The sequence below is a fragment of the Candidatus Cloacimonadota bacterium genome (assembly GCA_020532355.1).
Lineage (GTDB): Bacteria > Cloacimonadota > Cloacimonadia > Cloacimonadales > Cloacimonadaceae > UBA5456.
The window spans coordinates 12,477-28,277 of record JAJBBD010000138.1 but is presented as its reverse complement, the minus strand read 5'-3'; the positions used below and the strand labels follow the sequence as shown (position 1 = coordinate 28,277).

Sequence of the window (15,801 nt, the reverse complement as noted above, 5' to 3'; positions counted from 1 at the left end):
AATGGGGCAGCGTCGTAAAGCGCGGGAATTTGCCGTTCAGTGCATTTATGCGTTGGATTTTGCCGATGTTGAAGCAGAATATCGCGAATATGGATTACTAAATGAATATCCGGAGATTCTGCGTCAATTAACTTCGGCAGAGAATATTAGTCCATCCTCAACGGTTTATGCTTTTGCCGATGAATTAGTTAAAAACACCATCATTAATATTGAAGATATTGAAGCAGAGATTGATAAGTATACCGAGCACTGGTCGTTGGAATCCATAGCCCATTTAGATAAGAGCATATTGATAGTTGCCGTTTATGAGCTGATGTTTACCGATACTCCAGCCCCAGTAATTATAAACGAAGGTATTGAAATAGCTAAAAAATTCTGCAGTGAACACACCGGAAAGTTTATTAACGGAATTTTGGATGCGATTAACAAAGGGATACCTCATAGTATGCCAGGAAGGCAATTGCCCACATAAAGAATGAGTATTTGTTGCAGCGTTGGCGTGTTTGCCCATAATGAGGAAGCAAATATCTTGCATCTGCTTTCAGCTTTAAGCGAGCAGATACTTGATAAGGTGTCTATTAGCGAGATAATTGTAGTATCTAGTGCCAGCACAGATAATACGGATGATTTGGTGCGAGAATATGCCCTCAAACACCCATTGGTTAAGCTTTTTACGCAACAAAAGAGGGAGGGCAAATCTAGTGCAATCAATTTGTTTATGGCAAATGCAAAAGAAGATATCTTGCTTGTTGTTTCCGCTGATGTGATCCCCGCAAAAAGCACAATTGAACAACTCGTATCTGTTTTTGAGGATGAGAGAGTTGGAGCAAGCGGAGGCAGACCTGTGCCGATAAATAGTAATGATAGTTTTGTTGGTTATTCAGTTAATCTTCTTTGGCGTTTGCACCATCGCATGGCACTGATATCGCCAAAATTGGGAGAAATGATCGCATTTAGAAAGGTCATGGATGCCATCCCCAAAGATTCAGCCGTAGATGAGGCAAGTATAGAGGCAATTGTGCGTGCCAAAGGACTTTCATTGCGTTATCTCCCCGCAGCACTAATAACGAATAAAGGACCTGAAAACATAAGCGATTTTATCAAGCAACGGCGCCGTATTCAAAACGGGCATTTATGGCTTATCAAAAATCAGAACTACCAAGTTATATCGCAGGATAAGGGCATTCTTGTGCGCATTTTAAAAACTGAGATTAAAGAGCGACCTCTTGAAGTATTCCGCCTTTTTGCAGCCGTTCTTTTGGAGGTTTATTGCCGGTTATTGGGCTCATGGGATTTTTATGTAAGAGGGAAAAATCCGTTTAACTGGGAAATATCCCAAAGCACAAAAATGCTAAAAAATTAAGGATTACAATGCTGTTTATAATGTTTCGCATCGTTGGATATTGGTTTATGAAGTACTTGGGCTTTCCGCGTGTAATGCCCATGAATTACACGGTGAGTTTGTTATACTCCTGCAATTCCCGCTGCAGCACATGCAGAATTTGGAAAAAGAAAGCTAAAAACTTAAGTCCCGATGAGTATGCAAAGATATTCCGTAGTGTGGGGAAGAGCCCTTACTGGATAACCTTTAGCGGCGGCGAGCCATTTTTGCGGCGAGATATTGTAGAGGTTATCTCAACAATTTACAAAATAAGCAAGCCTCGCATTATCAATATTCCTACCAACGGTCTTTTGGTAAGCACAATAGTGGAAAAAGTGCAAGCTATCGCACAGGCTTGCCCCAAAGCACAGATAATAATCAATGTATCTATAGACGGCATTGAAGCTCAGCACGACGAGATAAGAAATGTACCAGGAAATTACAAAAAAGCAATTTCCACTTTCAATAAGCTTAATGCGCTTAAGCTAAGAAATCTAAGTGTGGGCATCCATACGGTTATCTCGCGCTTTAATGTGGAAAACTTTTATTCAGTAGCGAATGAGCTGATGCGATTGAAGCCAGATAGCTACATTACCGAAATAGCTGAAGAAAGAGTTGAATTAGACACTGTTGGTTTAGATATAAGTCCTGGTAAAGTGGCCTATAAATCTGCCATAGATTATCTGATTCATCGCATTAAGAACGAGAAATACAAAGGTATGAGCAAGATCACTATGGCTTTTAGAATTGAATACTACAATCTAGTAAAAGCCATATTAAGAGATGAAAAACAAGTAATTCCATGCTATTCGGGTCTCGCTTCATGTCAAATATCTCCGGATGGAGATGTTTGGAGTTGCTGTGTAAGAGCAAAATCCTTAGGGAATCTGCGCGAGAGCAGCTACAAATTCAAGAAAGTATGGTATTCAAAAAAAGCCAAATTAGACAGACGCAGTATTCACCACAAAGAGTGCTGGTGTCCTTTGGCAAATGCTTCTTATACAAATATGCTGATGCATCTTCCTACCTTAATTCGAGTTAGTTATCGAAGTTTTATTCGATGGTGGAGCTAATATGATTGCTGTTCAGACTATTCACGACAATCCTCCATATACTTTTATAGAAAAAAACTTGAGCCAAGATGGTAGATTTGGTTGGTTTCTCGCGATGTGGCACCCTGAACAAAGCGTACACCTGGAAGAGATGGCTGCCGAGCTAAGGTTAGCGGTGCGTAATTCTGATGTTGCCACAATCAGCAAAATGGAAGTGGAGAAGTGGTTAAAAAACTTCATGGGCGAATTGCATTGGAAGATGCATGCGGCACTGCGGCGCTCCGATTTTTCGGAAAAAGGACTTTCGGTATTCTTTGCCGTAGTTTACGACCATGAAATCTTCTTTGTCCAATTTGGCCGTATGTATTGTAGTATTTCCGATCGGAAGAAACTGCGAACAATCGGAACAGATTATCGGCATCATCAGATGCAAACTTTGGAAAAACTGAACCTTTTGGGTTTTGCCGACAAGGATATATCGGTCAAAGTTAATCGCCTTTTTATCGGAGAAAACCAACGCTTTGTCTTACTAAGTGGGAACCTCTGTGCCAAAGTGTTTGAAACTTGTAATGATCCGGAAAGTTTGGATCATTATATTGAAAGCTTTGCCGACACCGAGAATCCTCTTTGGCTGGTAATAGATGGTCGTTCAAGGTTAATCAAACCCAGGCGTAGAAAGCTTTCGAGATTGCAGATCAGCACGGTGGTGATTATATTCGTTACTATGTCGGCTATAATCTATGTACTTTTTGGTAACCGCTATCTGGATCAGTTGCTCCATCGAACCCGCATTACCGTTAAACGCAATACTACTCTTCGTTTAGATCAGATTCCCAATAATCTTACTGTAGATACTCAGAACCTGATTAAGTATTTAGAACGAATCGTTAATCTTCCGGCTCGCAATATTGAATTGGACATTTTATGGAACTCAACTCTGGATTATCAAGTTACTATAGCTCCTGTATTTAGTGTAGACAACATCTTTCTGTCCGCCGGTAATCACTTAGTGGCGTTCGAAAAAAAGAGTCGCAAATTGCTTTGGAAAAAGTCTTTCGACATGCGCATCAACTCGTTGTTCTTTTCCGATAACGTGTTGATGGTCTGTTTGGAGGGAGATGTAGCACATGGTTATGCTGAGGATGGTGACGAAATATGGCAACAAACCATTAATAGTCCCATAACAGATTTGGGCATCCTCGAGCCAAGCCGAATCAGTCCAGATGAGGATCCACGCTTGGATAGATCGATCATCATCGTGCCATCTTCAAAAATGATATCCGTAGTGGATGCGCAGAGGGGAGAAAACCTTTCGACCATAACTTTTAAAGAAGACTTATACAGTCTTTCTGCATACGACAGCTTTTCTAATTGCTTCTATGCTATTGTTGCCGATGGACTTATTTGCATACAACTCAAGATAGCGAATTAAGGATTAATATATGTGCCGGATACTTTCCATTTCATATTTGCGTAGAATACTCATCATTATAATGCTGTTTGTTTTCAGCTGGGGATGGTCGGTAGTGGATAGCCCCATTAAAACAGGCTTTGCCCGCATGCAATATGATGGTGGTGGCGATTGGTACAACGATCCAGAGGTCTTGCCAAATCTTGCAAGGTTCATAAATCAGCAGCTTGATGCCAGTATTCCGATCGATCAGAGCGTTGTTAAGGCAGACGATACTAAGCTCTTTGATTTCCCCTTTGTATATCTTACCGGCCATGGCAACATCAGGTTTTCGGATGTAGAAGTTTCCAATTTGCGAACTTGGATGCTTAGAGGCGGTTTTTTATATGCAGACGATGATTATGGTATGGATCAAAGCTTTCGCCGCGAGATCAAACGTATATTCCCCGAACGTGAATTTATAGAATTGGATGCAAGACATCCCTTATTTAGCTCTTATTTCGATTTTTCTACAGGATTGCCTAAAATCCACGAACATGACAATAATCCAGCTCAAGCATTTGCTATGTTTGACGATAGTGGACGCATGATGATGCTCTATACTTATGAGACCAACATCAGCGATGGGTGGGCAGATCCGGATACTCACGGCAATCCCCAAGAACTGAGAGAAATTGCATTAAGTTTTGGACTTAACATTATCCACTATATAACTACTCATTAATATGAAAATCTGTATTATCTCCGATCTACATTTCAAATATACAAAGCCGAATGCTGAGGACATCCAAAACAGCAAAATAGTGTTAGATTTTTTAAACAGCATCATCGGGAAATATGATTTACTGATTCTTGCCGGAGACATATTTGATTTGTGGTACGATTGGAATTACACCATCATCAAGCAGTATTTCCCACTCTTGGTAAAGCTCTATGAGATTTCTCAGAAAAGCTGCCGAATTGTACATATAAGCGGAAACCATGACTTCTGGTTTGGAAATTTTTTACCCGATTTCTTGAATTTTGAGCTTTACGATGAGGCTTTTTGCCTGGAAACTGATGGCAAAAAAATTCATGTATGCCATGGTGATACCCACACGGTAAATGATCTCAGGTATCAGGTGTTTCGCAGGGTTATTCGAATCCCGCTGATGAAGCGTATATTTGGCTTATTGCATCCCGATTTGGCCTTGGGTTTGGGCAGCAAGCTTTCCCGCAGCAGCCGCGCTCGCAAAGACACTCCATCTCTTCGCAAAAAGAAAAACAGTGGTTTAGAAGCTTATGCAAAGCATCTAATTAAAAGCTCAAAAGCAGATTATGTTATTATGGGACACAGTCATTATCCGATTCTCAAAGAAATTGAGGGCGGAAGCTATGTAAACAGCGGAGATTGGATTTCACATCACAGTTATGTGGAAATAATTTCCGGAAAGATAGAACTTAAACAATATAACAGTTAGAAAGGAGAAACAGCATGATGCAAAAGAGAAACTATCTAGCGCTGATTCTGATACCGGTTATTTTGGTTTTGGGGTTAACTATGTTATATACCCAAAATAGAACCCAAAACGATGCTGACAAGGAGGAACCTGTGAAAGAAGCAGCTCAAAATACTGTGAAAACAATTCTGGAAACATCCTATGGAAATATTGAATTAGAACTGTGGCCAGATCTTGCCCCCAAAACAGTCGAGAATTTCGTGAAACTTAGTAGAGAAGGTTTTTACAATGGTACTTACTTCCATCGCGTAATCCCAGATTTCATGATTCAGGGCGGAGATCCCAATACTAAAGACGACAACCGCATGAACGATGGTCAGGGTGGACCAGGCTATATGTTTGAAGATGAATGCTACGATGAAGAAGTAGAGCTTACAGGCGATATTACCAGCGATGAAGAAGCCGAGCAAATTTGGAGAAAGATAATTGCACCGCATATGGATGGTAACAAATCTCCTAATGCGGAGATTGCCCAGCTTGTGAAAGATTGCCAGGTAAGCAAAAGCTTTGAACCGATAAAAAAGAACACGGTTGAGTATTACAAAGAACTCATAGGATTCGAGGATATAATCTACGCTAAAGTGTTAAAAGCCCCAGTCATTTACGGTAGTATTGCCATGGCAAACAGCGGTCCTAATACCAATGGCAGTCAATTCTTTATTGTTACAAAAGAAGATGGTACTCCGTGGTTGAATGGTAGGCATACCGTATTTGGTAAAGTCACATCCGGAATGAGTATTGTGCATACCATCGAATCTCTACCTCGCGATGAAAGAGATAATCCCCTTGAGGATAATCAAGCTTTCATTAATGGGGTATCCTTCCCTAAATAAGGTAGAAAACTATGGCAAAAACCAACGAATCTGCCCTGCAACAAGAATTAATGGCTTGGATACGGCAAAACCAATACGTTTATCTCGCTACTTGCGATAAGAACCAAGCCAGAGTAAGACCCATTGTGCTCTTTTTGCATGATGAGCGTTATTTCTTTGCCACTTTTACCGGAGATTCTAAGGTTGCCCAGATCCAAAACAACAAAAACGTGGAAGTATGCATACCTTTAGCGGAAGATGGTCATACCGGCTACATCCGTTTAAGAGGAATTGCCACGATCGTAAATAATGCAGCGCTCAAAGTTGAGGCTTCCGAGCGCTGCTTTTTCTTTGACCAATATTTTAGCGGTTATGACGATCCGGATTACACTCTCATCGAGTTCGATCCAGATTTTGCCGAATATCTGCGTCCAGGCGAAACCTATAGCCAAAGCTGTAATCTAAAACACTACTAAAGGCGATACCTTGAAAATATTTGAATACAAAGATGAGCATCTGGGCAAAAGTTATATTGTAATCTCAAAAATTAGAGAAGTAACCAAAGCCTTAGGTGAAATCGTTATCACTTTCGATAATGGCGACAAACGCGTCATTAGCGTTGAAAATCCGGATGAGACCCTAAATCTTTTTATAGATGCGCTTAATAGCGTATAAATCTTGCTTGTATCTGGCACGTCAGTTAACTCAAAATTCTATATTACTACTTGAAGTTGTTTCGAAGTTTTACCCCATCGTAGTCAGAAGAATCAAGATAACGCTATAAAGTTTGTGCTAATCGTAATCTTTTCCTAGTGCTAGAGTTTCTTAAGTGGTAGTACCCCCAAGTTTGGCGTAACAAACCTTGTGGCACTTTGTTGAAGCTCCACAATTGAAAAAATTTGGATTCAATCCATCCCTATACCTTTCTCTCCTTATTGCATCGGGTTAGTATTAACAATGATTCATCTTGAGATCCTCGTATGCAGACGGGAGTATCTCTCGTTTAACTATAGGTAATGTCTAGTTAAAACATCAGGGTATCATGTTGAAACCATGAGCAAACTATCTAGAATAAAACGCCGCCCAGTAAGGGTATCGATCCGCATTTGATGCAAACAGTAGAATTACTACTCACTTTTTCTATGAATTATGAGCTCCAGGAAGCTGTTTTTTGGAGCAAAAAAGTATCAAGCTTGTGCTCCAAGATTATTGCTGTGGATTATTGTAAGTTTATTCGTAACGGCAGAGATAAGCGGTTTGTTCTTCCACCTTCAATTGAAACTTTTCATTTGCGGGCACAATAAAGGTTTCATTGGGAGTACATTTTTTCCACTCTGAAGCTCCGGGAAGTTTAACAATCAGAACGCCGCTAATCACAGTCATGTATTCTACTGTGTTGGTGCCAAATTCATATTCTCCTATGTCCATTACCCCAATCGTAGAATTACCAAGGCTATTTTTTACAGCAATCGATTTTACCTTACCTTCAAAGTATTCATTCACTTTTAGCATTGTTTACTCCTTAAGATTTATTCATTTAATCCAGGATTGAGGAGTGTTATTATAGGTCAAGAGAATAATCATTGGGGTCTTCGGGAGTAAAAACTAAGCTATTAGCAAATCTGGGCGGGATGGGCGGTTAAAAACTAAACTGGGCAATGACTTGCTTAGGTTCATTATCTCGAAGTACTAACTCAAATGGTTTGTGCTATTGGACTGGACCATAAAGAACGAGGCGCTTTTTAAGGCGCCCCGTAATGTGCGATAACAGTTGTTACGAAAGTTGAGGTTTAAGTGGAACTATTATTCCACACCGATTTTGAAAAATGCTTTCTCTTCTGCAGTCTCCAAGTTATAGCTGGTACTGCTGATACTTTTGATAATGTTATAGTCCATAAAGGGATCACCACTCTTGTAAATATTATACTTACGAGCATAAGGAATGGGGTTCCAGATGAGTTTGAGTTCACCCGTGAGCTCATCCTGAACAATTTGCACTTCAGGCGTTGGATAGCTATAATCTGCATCACCAATCCAGAAGTTGTTTAGCATATAGTCGTTGTCGTCGTTATAAGTCTGTGATCCGGCAAAGAAGGCGATGCGTATATGTCCGGTGTGTCCAGCTAGAGAGATGGTAATGGTCTCTCCCGCCATCGGGATATCGTTCAACACATATTCCGAACCTGAATTGTTGTATTCCCTTACTACATCTGCCAAAGACCAAGTATACCCGTCACCAATCAGGATAGCAAATTGATCATCTGTAGCGCTATAATTTGGTGGTGTGCCTTCTGGGGTCTGATCGTACTTAAGTATTGCAGTATCAATCTTCATTACATAGTTTTCATCAGGAATGTTGAACATGGGAGATATAAGAAAGCTGCTAATTGAACCCCAGATATTAATTCTTGCAGCTTTATCATCCCCAGGATAGTTTAACCAGTCGTCTTGTTCCCAAAGATTTCCGCTAACAAAACTGATTGGATCTGTAAGGGTCCCGGCATATTGAGTCCAGCCGGGAGCTAAGAAATCTCCATCAAAGGTTTCCAGATGTGGGTACTCAACAATAGAAGGATCAGCCTCTGTTTTAAATGTCCATATCGGGCAGTCCATTGCTGGTGCGATGTCATTTATAGGCACCACTCTCCAAAAGTAATCTGTATCATACTCCAGTCTTTCGGAAAGAGTATATCTGGTGTTACTTACGCTTTCGGCGTTAATGATGTTCGTGGGAGGATTGTCTGTGCCAAACCAGAGCATATAACCAGTGGGCATGCCACCATTGTGGTCCCAACTGAGCATAGTATCTATAGGTACATTTTCAGCTCCATTTAGGGGCTGAGTTGCTGTTGCTGGTGGAGGAGGGGCATCGGGACTTGTCATTAACCAGATGTTTGGTCGATAATATTTGGAACGCGTTCCACTGGTTGTTGACCAGGAAGTACCGTTTTTATATACAGCACTGTAGAAAGATGTATCGGTCGTGTAGAAATTGGGTGGACCTCCAATTCTGGAACCATCGTGGTTTTCCCATAGTATTTCGAGATTCCATCCATAAGATGGATCAAACGAATAGGGATTATCCAAGATAATTTCTTGCCATCCGGGTCCATTCCAGGAAACTGTACCAGAAAATACTAACGTGTGACTTACGGGGTTTTGATAGCTAGCATTGCTGTAATCGCTATTGTAATAATAACCCATATATACTAGCTGATCATCGGTTAGATAATTGCTTTGATCGTTGCCCACATAAAAGGCAATTCTTTCGATTGTTTGAGCAGATGTGAATCCTGCAGCCTGCAATTCATCGGCTTTGTAAAAGAATTTTGTCCAGCCATAATTTGCATAGCCGTAGAGCGGTACTTTGTTTTGGGTGTCGTCATCGATTCCGATAATGAAGTCTCCAGCAAGGAGCGTGGATAGGCTTAGAATCAAGCCCAAGATAAAGAACATAGTTTTTCTCATGTTTTCCCCTTTACTTTAACATTGTGATTTTGCGAGCTTGTTTGATATCTGGCGTAACAAGGCTAAGGTAGTAAATGCCACTGGCTACTGTGTTTCCCTTGTTATCTTTACCATCCCAGGCAATGATGTGCATTCCAGCACTTTTTTGTTCATTTAATAGTGTCTTTACTCTCTGACCCTTGAGGTTGAAAATCTCCAATCTAACAGGTACAGCTTTTTCTAAGTAATAAGAGATACTGGTATTGGGATTGAAGGGATTGGGGTATATGCTAATCAAGCCGCTATTTGAAGCTGGAATTTGTGGATCATCAGTTGCTGAAGGCACAATATTCCACCAATCCATAAGGTCTTCCATCCATTCATAACGATGATTGGGGTTTGTAAGCTGAGAGAAGTCGAAACTGAAATATAGCGCTCTGAAGGATGGTGTTTCTACTGCTGTTGCTGCTACTCCATGATATAAATAGGCATGGCCGTTGATGGGTCCATCCTCAAACGCATAGATGTAATTTGCGCCAATTTCTGGATGAGGAACTGAATCGAAGTACGGATCTCCAGCCGCATCGTTAGGGAAAATGCAATCGGGGCTATTGGCATATACGGGATACTCTTGATCTACAGCTCCCACAGGCGTACCCGGCAAGGCGAGGAGAGTACCGTTCTCATAGGAAAAGCTATCGGGACCAGCCAGACCGTTTGTTCCCCCACCCAAACCAGTAGCAACATAATATGTACGAAAATATCCACTCATCAAACGGCGGATATTACTTGAATTCGAATGTGCGTGTTGGGAAGAGGCGAGTCCATCCGATGCAAACCACAGATTTCGAGGTTGCTCGTCAGTACCACTATCCAAATATTGGGTTAATTGAGAAGCAAAGTATTGCATCTTCTCATTGGCTGTACCGGTATTGGCATAAGCGAGAATCCCTTTGTAAGATGTTGGTAGTATATAACTATCGTATTCCTCCCAATTATAGATATCGTAGGCAATATCAAGCTCGGTAAGTAAGGCCTCATATATTGGCAGTTCGATGCGATTGTAGTCTTGATTGCCACTAAACGCAATCAATACCTGAGCGTCTACTGTAGGCAATACCTTGAAGGAATAAAACGTAAGGGGAGCGTCTGCAGGCAAAGAAACGGAATTTCCCGCTCCGTCTTCGGCACTGAAATAGTAGTTCACTGTGCTTCCTAGAGGTAAATCGGTTAAATTGAAATAGTAATTGTTATCCGAGTTTGTGGTGGGGGTTGTTGACTGCCATCCTGAGCCAGTGTCATAATGTAGCATTGCACTAATTGGCTGTGTCATATCGATGATGTTTGCTTTAATCTCAATATCCTGAGATAGAGTGTTGCCAATAGCATCATGAGCGATGATGGGAGCCTGATCATCTTCTGAGAAATAAAACAGGATTGCCAAATTGTCGTGCAAGAGATTGCCATAAGGTTCTACACCCACATAGCTATTGTTCTGTACAATCTCTCTCAAATATGTAATACCTACTGTAGCAGCTTCATTTTGCAGGGCGATGGTGGAGCTAGCACCAAAGTCATGTGGGATACTGGCACCTGTTTGAGCGGTTGCCACGGTATGATACTGCATCTTGATAGAGCCGTCTTCATGTAGTATTACTTGAAACGTTAGTAAGTTCTCAGCTCCTGTTCCGGAACGAAAACGGAGATCGTTCCATTGGACAATTGCGTAACGATCAGGCTCTGTGCCAAAGGTTTGGAAATAAACATCTCCAGTACCTTCATCAGCTTCCAAGTCATCCCAGTAAACAGCAATCAATGCTGGCATTTGAGAGTAACCTGGAATGGGATACATGTAGTTGAACATATTACCGTCATTGCCCCAACCCTGCGCAGGATAATCAGTTTGCCATGAGTTTTCTGCCAAGAGAATTTCGCCATTAATATCCACATAAGCGCTGCCATAGGAAGATCCGTAGAATGGGAAACTAAATCCCAAAGGAATAGCTTCACTAAAGTTATCGTCTCCTAAAAACTCGGGAACGTTGTACATGATGGTTGAAGTACCACTTTCGCTTATATCTATCCATTCATAATCAGGACCCAAAGGATCGTTGCTATCCAGAAAGCGATAACCAAAGTCATCCGGTCCCCCAGATGTATGCCTATACAATACGTAACAGAGCTTGTCGGCACTATTATTATCGGGATATGAATCGCTTGTGACTATTGTAAAAACAAAGCGGAGCACCTCTTCTTGTGCAGGGCTAAAGCTGTTTGCAAAACTAACTGAAACACTTTCTTGTGCGGGAAGATAGACATCCTCAGTTACACTATCGGTATACAATAATATGTTTTGTTCACTAAATACCTGCATTTCGATGTTAATGCTATTCTGAAAGTCAGCCCATCCCATATTTGATACATCCAACTGAGGGATGAGGGGGATGTTTTGATACTCAACATCACGAGGGGATCGTATCTGATTTATTACAAAATCCACCGCGGGTTCTTCTAAAACATTTACAATTATGGTATCGGTTACGTCCAAGCCACTGCTGTTATCGTGCAGAGTAAACACTAATTCATCTTCGCCGCTGTAATCTGGGGCAGAGATGCTAATACTCAACTCTTCAATTTCCACATCTATGTTGAGGTTTGCTTCTACGCTTAACGAAACAGCGGATATATCGGTACAAACAATGTATTCCTCGGCGTTGATATTGTATGTTTCACCACTAAAGAAACTGATGGAATCTGGTAGATTAAGCTCGGGCTGGATTATTTCTGTTTGCCCAATTTTTATGTCATCAACTAAGATTCCGTAGGTGCTGCATTGCCAAAAAAAACCTATATAAATATCCATATTAACAAAACTATCCAAATCTACCTGAGCTAATTGATAGGTGGATCCCAATCCCTGCAAATCTAAAATCTCATTACTAAAGGCACCCGGCTGTGCGGTTGTTGTGGATACATACACTTGCAGATTTTCGCTACCATACCAAGCTCTGGCATAAAACTCCAAGAAGTCTCCCGCATTCACGTTGAACTGGGGAGTGATAAGCCAATCGGCATTCTGATTTGGTAGATAGTTATCTGCAAAGGCTGCCCTACTGCCGCCGTGAGCGTTTGCATGTTGCAGATTTCTCCACGCCAAACCATCGCCATCATCAAAAACGCTCCAGCCTTGTGGAATGGTAGTAATGTCCTCAAAGCCTTCGTTGATGTGCCATTGAGCCATCAACATGGCAGAGCAAATCAGCATAAGTATTATTCCTAAGATAGCTTTCATTTTTATACCTCTTTTTTTGTAAGCTGGATATTGGGTTGTTCAATTTGGATAAACCATTCAAGGGTGCCGGCAACATCACCGCCTAAGGCGCGATTGTCACCCCAATACACAGAAAGCAGTCCGCGAGTTTTTTGTTTAAATGAATTGTCGATATCACCCAAGGTAATGTTGGGATTGGTGCCCATGCAGATTAGGGCGATTTTTCTGCCATCCAAACCACCCCCCAGAATTGCTTTGCCCAAGAGTTTAGAATTGCTTTCAGCATCGTATTTTTTTATTTCGTTATTCTTTATCTGTAATACAGGCTTGAGTATTTTTTCTCCAAAAGCATAAGCTACATCGCCACGGATTTCCCCATTCATGGAAAAAGACTGGGGTACTATCAAAATCTCACCTCCCGGCAAGTTTATCATCGGGCTTTGATATTCGCTTTTGGTAAATGACCCAGTTTCGGCTAACACCCGACTTACCATGAATTTTAATTGTGATCCATTACCGGTAATCTGAATGTGTTCAGTTTCAGAAAAATCTTTACAGATCTGGATTGTATCTTTAGCCAAACTATCATAGTTGATATCCAAAGCTTTCCAAAATTGCAATTCGCTTTCAATAGCTTTTTCAGAAAGGGTATCATTTAAAAGCCCGGGCATCATTGCCACTCGTATCTTTTTTTGCTTGATGATCTGAGAACTCTTAAAGAAATGAGATTGCCTAAGTTTTAGTTTGTCTGGATCTTTTAGCGGAATATAGCGCGCTTCTCCATTAAGGTTTAAATATGCATCATTGCTGCGCAATAAGCGGTTAAAATTCTCATAATCAGCATTGAAGGCAGCCAGCGAATAATCTTCATACTTGGAGCGGATCATTTCTTCATCCTGATATATTAATGTGCAGCGAATACCCAGCCGCCCCGCCTCAGAAAGTATCTTCTCTACCAAAGGGAAATTGAATTTTCCAGTAACAATAACAAGCTTCTGTCTCGATTTCAGTTTTAATGATTCCTTCAAAATGCGGGCTGCAATTACGGAGAGTGGAAGCTTGTATTCGCTTTCTAATATGCTCTGAATAACTCCACGTCCGTTAATTGTACCATCACTGATATGTTTTCCCAAAGCAAAATCTAAAACATAGTTCTTTGCCTTTGCCCGATAATATACTTCTTTGCCATTATCGGCAGTATCATCAGTTATCACAATCAAACCTTCAGCTAATAGCTTGTTCAGGTTATAGTGTATTTTTTGCTTACTAACACCCAAGACTGTCGCCAATTGTTGGCAAGTGGCAGCTGAGCCAATCAATTGACCGAGCATTTCAAACTTAAGGTCATTGGCTAATTCTTTTACTTGGGAGTGTTGCGACACAATCTGCACATTTTTGATCATTATTCCAATATCTCCTTTAACTATACTAGCTTATATACTTCTATATAATGTTCATAACACTTTGTTATAGATATTCTTATCTTATGTGTACCGATTTTTGTTTTGGAATCAAGATTGTCAAGAACTTTTTGACCAAATATTGTGAATGTGTTGGAAATTCTGCCACAAATGTATTTCAATATTGGGTCTGGAATATGCCGGATAGGTTAGTTCGTTTGGTTTTGCCATCTACTATGGTACATTTCTAATTATCAGGAATTGGACACTTATGGACTTGGATAATCCACTAGTCTTTGATGCTCATATCCTCAGTCTTTGCTTCCCTATGGCTTCAGCTTAGTTTTGGGCATAGTTCCCCCCGAGATACTCCCGTCGGATAGCTTTATGTCTGCTTTAACCTTTTCTAAGCCTACGGTTATGTAGATGGTGCACAATATGCAGAAAATAAGCACCGGATGGGATATTAGTATATACCAATCAGTTGTCCAAACCGGTGCTAGCAAGAATTTGATGTTTAGATTTTTTCGATAGGAACCCAGATCTCCATCACGGAATCGGGCTCTCCATAATTAAAGCGTTGATCGTAGAGTTCAAAATCATCAGTATTTTTGCGTTTGTACCCGCTCTTAGGTAACCACTCATTATAGATGGCAATATATGTCTGGTTTAGCGTGTCCAATGCTCCATGGTGCTCAAAAACTGCATAATCGGCGGCAGGAACATCTCTTAGTTGTAAGTCCTTAGGACATTGTGTATCTTTGGGATATTCTACACCGGCAAGGTATATAAAGGGTGTGTTTTCATTCATCTCCAAATGTTCGAGATAGTAACAAATTCCCAGGGCTACACCGGGATTAACGGCATCTGGTACATTGCCGCAAATCTTTTGGTTAAAGTCGTTCCACAAAGCGGGGATCTTATTGTCCTTCATTGTGTTTTGGCAGGTGATACCAACCACGCGGAAAGCATCTTTGTGTTTAATTTGAGCTGATAACATGTTTTCTCCTTTTGGTGTATAAGATAGTGCGTTAAAATATTGTAAGGGACCTATTTGGCGTCTAATTTTCCCGGGAGTGACGCCGGTTATCCCCGCAAATGATCTGGTAAAAGAAGCTTGTGATTCATACTGATATTCACTGGCTAATTGTTTGATGGGTTTGGTGGTGAATACTAATTCTTTGGCAGCTTCACACATTCTGCGTTTACGAATATACTCACCCACCGTGATTCCTGTGGAAGCCATAAAAACACGGTGAAAGTGCCAAGCAGACATGTTAGCCTGTTCGGCGATATCTTCCAATATCAGTTTTGTTTTTAACCCTGCTTCTATATAGCGGATTGCTTTATCCAGCTCGGACTTGTTATGCATGATTCACTCCTAACGCACTTTTGATAATAATTGCTATACTGTGCTCAATGAGATCGGTCAAGCAAAATGTATTGATAATTTTTGCTGGCGCTTAAAAAACGGGGGGAGTGAGGTTGATAATCTGCTTGACAAGTTTTGAAATATCCCAGATAATGA

At 40.9% G+C, this 15,801-nt stretch carries 14 protein-coding genes; 9 read left to right on the top strand and 5 right to left on the bottom strand.

Translation table 11 applies throughout. The annotated features are described in order from the left end of the window. Window position 1: 1 nt before the first annotated feature. The 9 genes from nusB to LHW48_05010 are packed head-to-tail and all read left to right on the top strand — an operon-like array spanning window position 2 to window position 6,830. Window positions 2–472 (top strand): transcription antitermination factor NusB, encoded by a 471-nt coding sequence (gene nusB, locus LHW48_05050; GenBank protein MCB5259830.1) that lies wholly within the window; start codon window positions 2–4, stop codon window positions 470–472. A gap of 3 nt (window positions 473–475) precedes the next feature. Then, the gene (locus LHW48_05045; protein MCB5259829.1) at window positions 476–1,363 is read left to right on the top strand and encodes a glycosyltransferase; all 888 of its coding nucleotides are present in this window, start codon (window positions 476–478) and stop codon (window positions 1,361–1,363) included. Between the two features lie 8 nt (window positions 1,364–1,371). Further along, window positions 1,372–2,454 carry a radical SAM protein gene (locus LHW48_05040; GenBank protein ID MCB5259828.1) on the top strand — a complete coding sequence of 361 codons (1,083 nt, stop codon included), beginning with the start codon at window positions 1,372–1,374 and terminating at the stop codon, window positions 2,452–2,454. 1 nt (window position 2,455) lies between these two features. Further along, window positions 2,456–3,865: a hypothetical protein gene (locus tag LHW48_05035; protein ID MCB5259827.1), complete on the top strand. Its 1,410-nt coding sequence runs from the start codon at window positions 2,456–2,458 to the stop codon at window positions 3,863–3,865. Window positions 3,866–3,875: 10 nt separating this feature from the next. Then, window positions 3,876–4,568 (top strand): DUF4159 domain-containing protein, encoded by a 693-nt coding sequence (locus LHW48_05030; protein ID MCB5259826.1) that lies wholly within the window; start codon window positions 3,876–3,878, stop codon window positions 4,566–4,568. 1 nt (window position 4,569) lies between these two features. Continuing rightward, complete coding sequence (locus LHW48_05025; GenBank protein ID MCB5259825.1) at window positions 4,570–5,304, top strand: UDP-2,3-diacylglucosamine diphosphatase; 735 nt, start codon at window positions 4,570–4,572, stop codon at window positions 5,302–5,304. Window positions 5,305–5,318: 14 nt separating this feature from the next. Continuing rightward, window positions 5,319–6,176 carry a peptidylprolyl isomerase gene (locus LHW48_05020; protein ID MCB5259824.1) on the top strand — a complete coding sequence of 286 codons (858 nt, stop codon included), beginning with the start codon at window positions 5,319–5,321 and terminating at the stop codon, window positions 6,174–6,176. A gap of 11 nt (window positions 6,177–6,187) precedes the next feature. Then, the gene (locus tag LHW48_05015) at window positions 6,188–6,631 is read left to right on the top strand and encodes a pyridoxamine 5'-phosphate oxidase family protein (GenBank protein ID MCB5259823.1); all 444 of its coding nucleotides are present in this window, start codon (window positions 6,188–6,190) and stop codon (window positions 6,629–6,631) included. 10 nt (window positions 6,632–6,641) lie between these two features. Then, complete coding sequence (locus LHW48_05010; GenBank protein ID MCB5259822.1) at window positions 6,642–6,830, top strand: hypothetical protein; 189 nt, start codon at window positions 6,642–6,644, stop codon at window positions 6,828–6,830. Window positions 6,831–7,385: 555 nt separating this feature from the next. Here LHW48_05010 and LHW48_05005 read toward each other — a convergent pair. The 5 genes from LHW48_05005 to LHW48_04985 form a co-directional block, all read right to left on the bottom strand. Next, window positions 7,386–7,667 carry a pyrimidine/purine nucleoside phosphorylase gene (locus tag LHW48_05005; GenBank protein MCB5259821.1) on the bottom strand — a complete coding sequence of 94 codons (282 nt, stop codon included), beginning with the start codon at window positions 7,665–7,667 and terminating at the stop codon, window positions 7,386–7,388. A 291-nt stretch (window positions 7,668–7,958) separates the two neighbouring features. Next, window positions 7,959–9,623 carry a hypothetical protein gene (locus LHW48_05000; protein ID MCB5259820.1) on the bottom strand — a complete coding sequence of 555 codons (1,665 nt, stop codon included), beginning with the start codon at window positions 9,621–9,623 and terminating at the stop codon, window positions 7,959–7,961. A 10-nt stretch (window positions 9,624–9,633) separates the two neighbouring features. Then, window positions 9,634–12,894, bottom strand: a complete 3,261-nt coding sequence (locus LHW48_04995) for a choice-of-anchor J domain-containing protein (GenBank protein MCB5259819.1) — start codon at window positions 12,892–12,894, stop codon at window positions 9,634–9,636. Between the two features lie 2 nt (window positions 12,895–12,896). Further along, window positions 12,897–14,276, bottom strand: coding sequence for an aminopeptidase (locus LHW48_04990; protein ID MCB5259818.1), 1,380 nt, complete (start codon window positions 14,274–14,276; stop codon window positions 12,897–12,899). A 514-nt stretch (window positions 14,277–14,790) separates the two neighbouring features. Then, on the bottom strand, window positions 14,791–15,645 hold the full coding sequence (locus LHW48_04985; protein ID MCB5259817.1) for an AraC family transcriptional regulator: 855 nt from the start codon (window positions 15,643–15,645) through the stop codon (window positions 14,791–14,793). Between the last annotated feature and the right edge of the window lie 156 nt (window positions 15,646–15,801).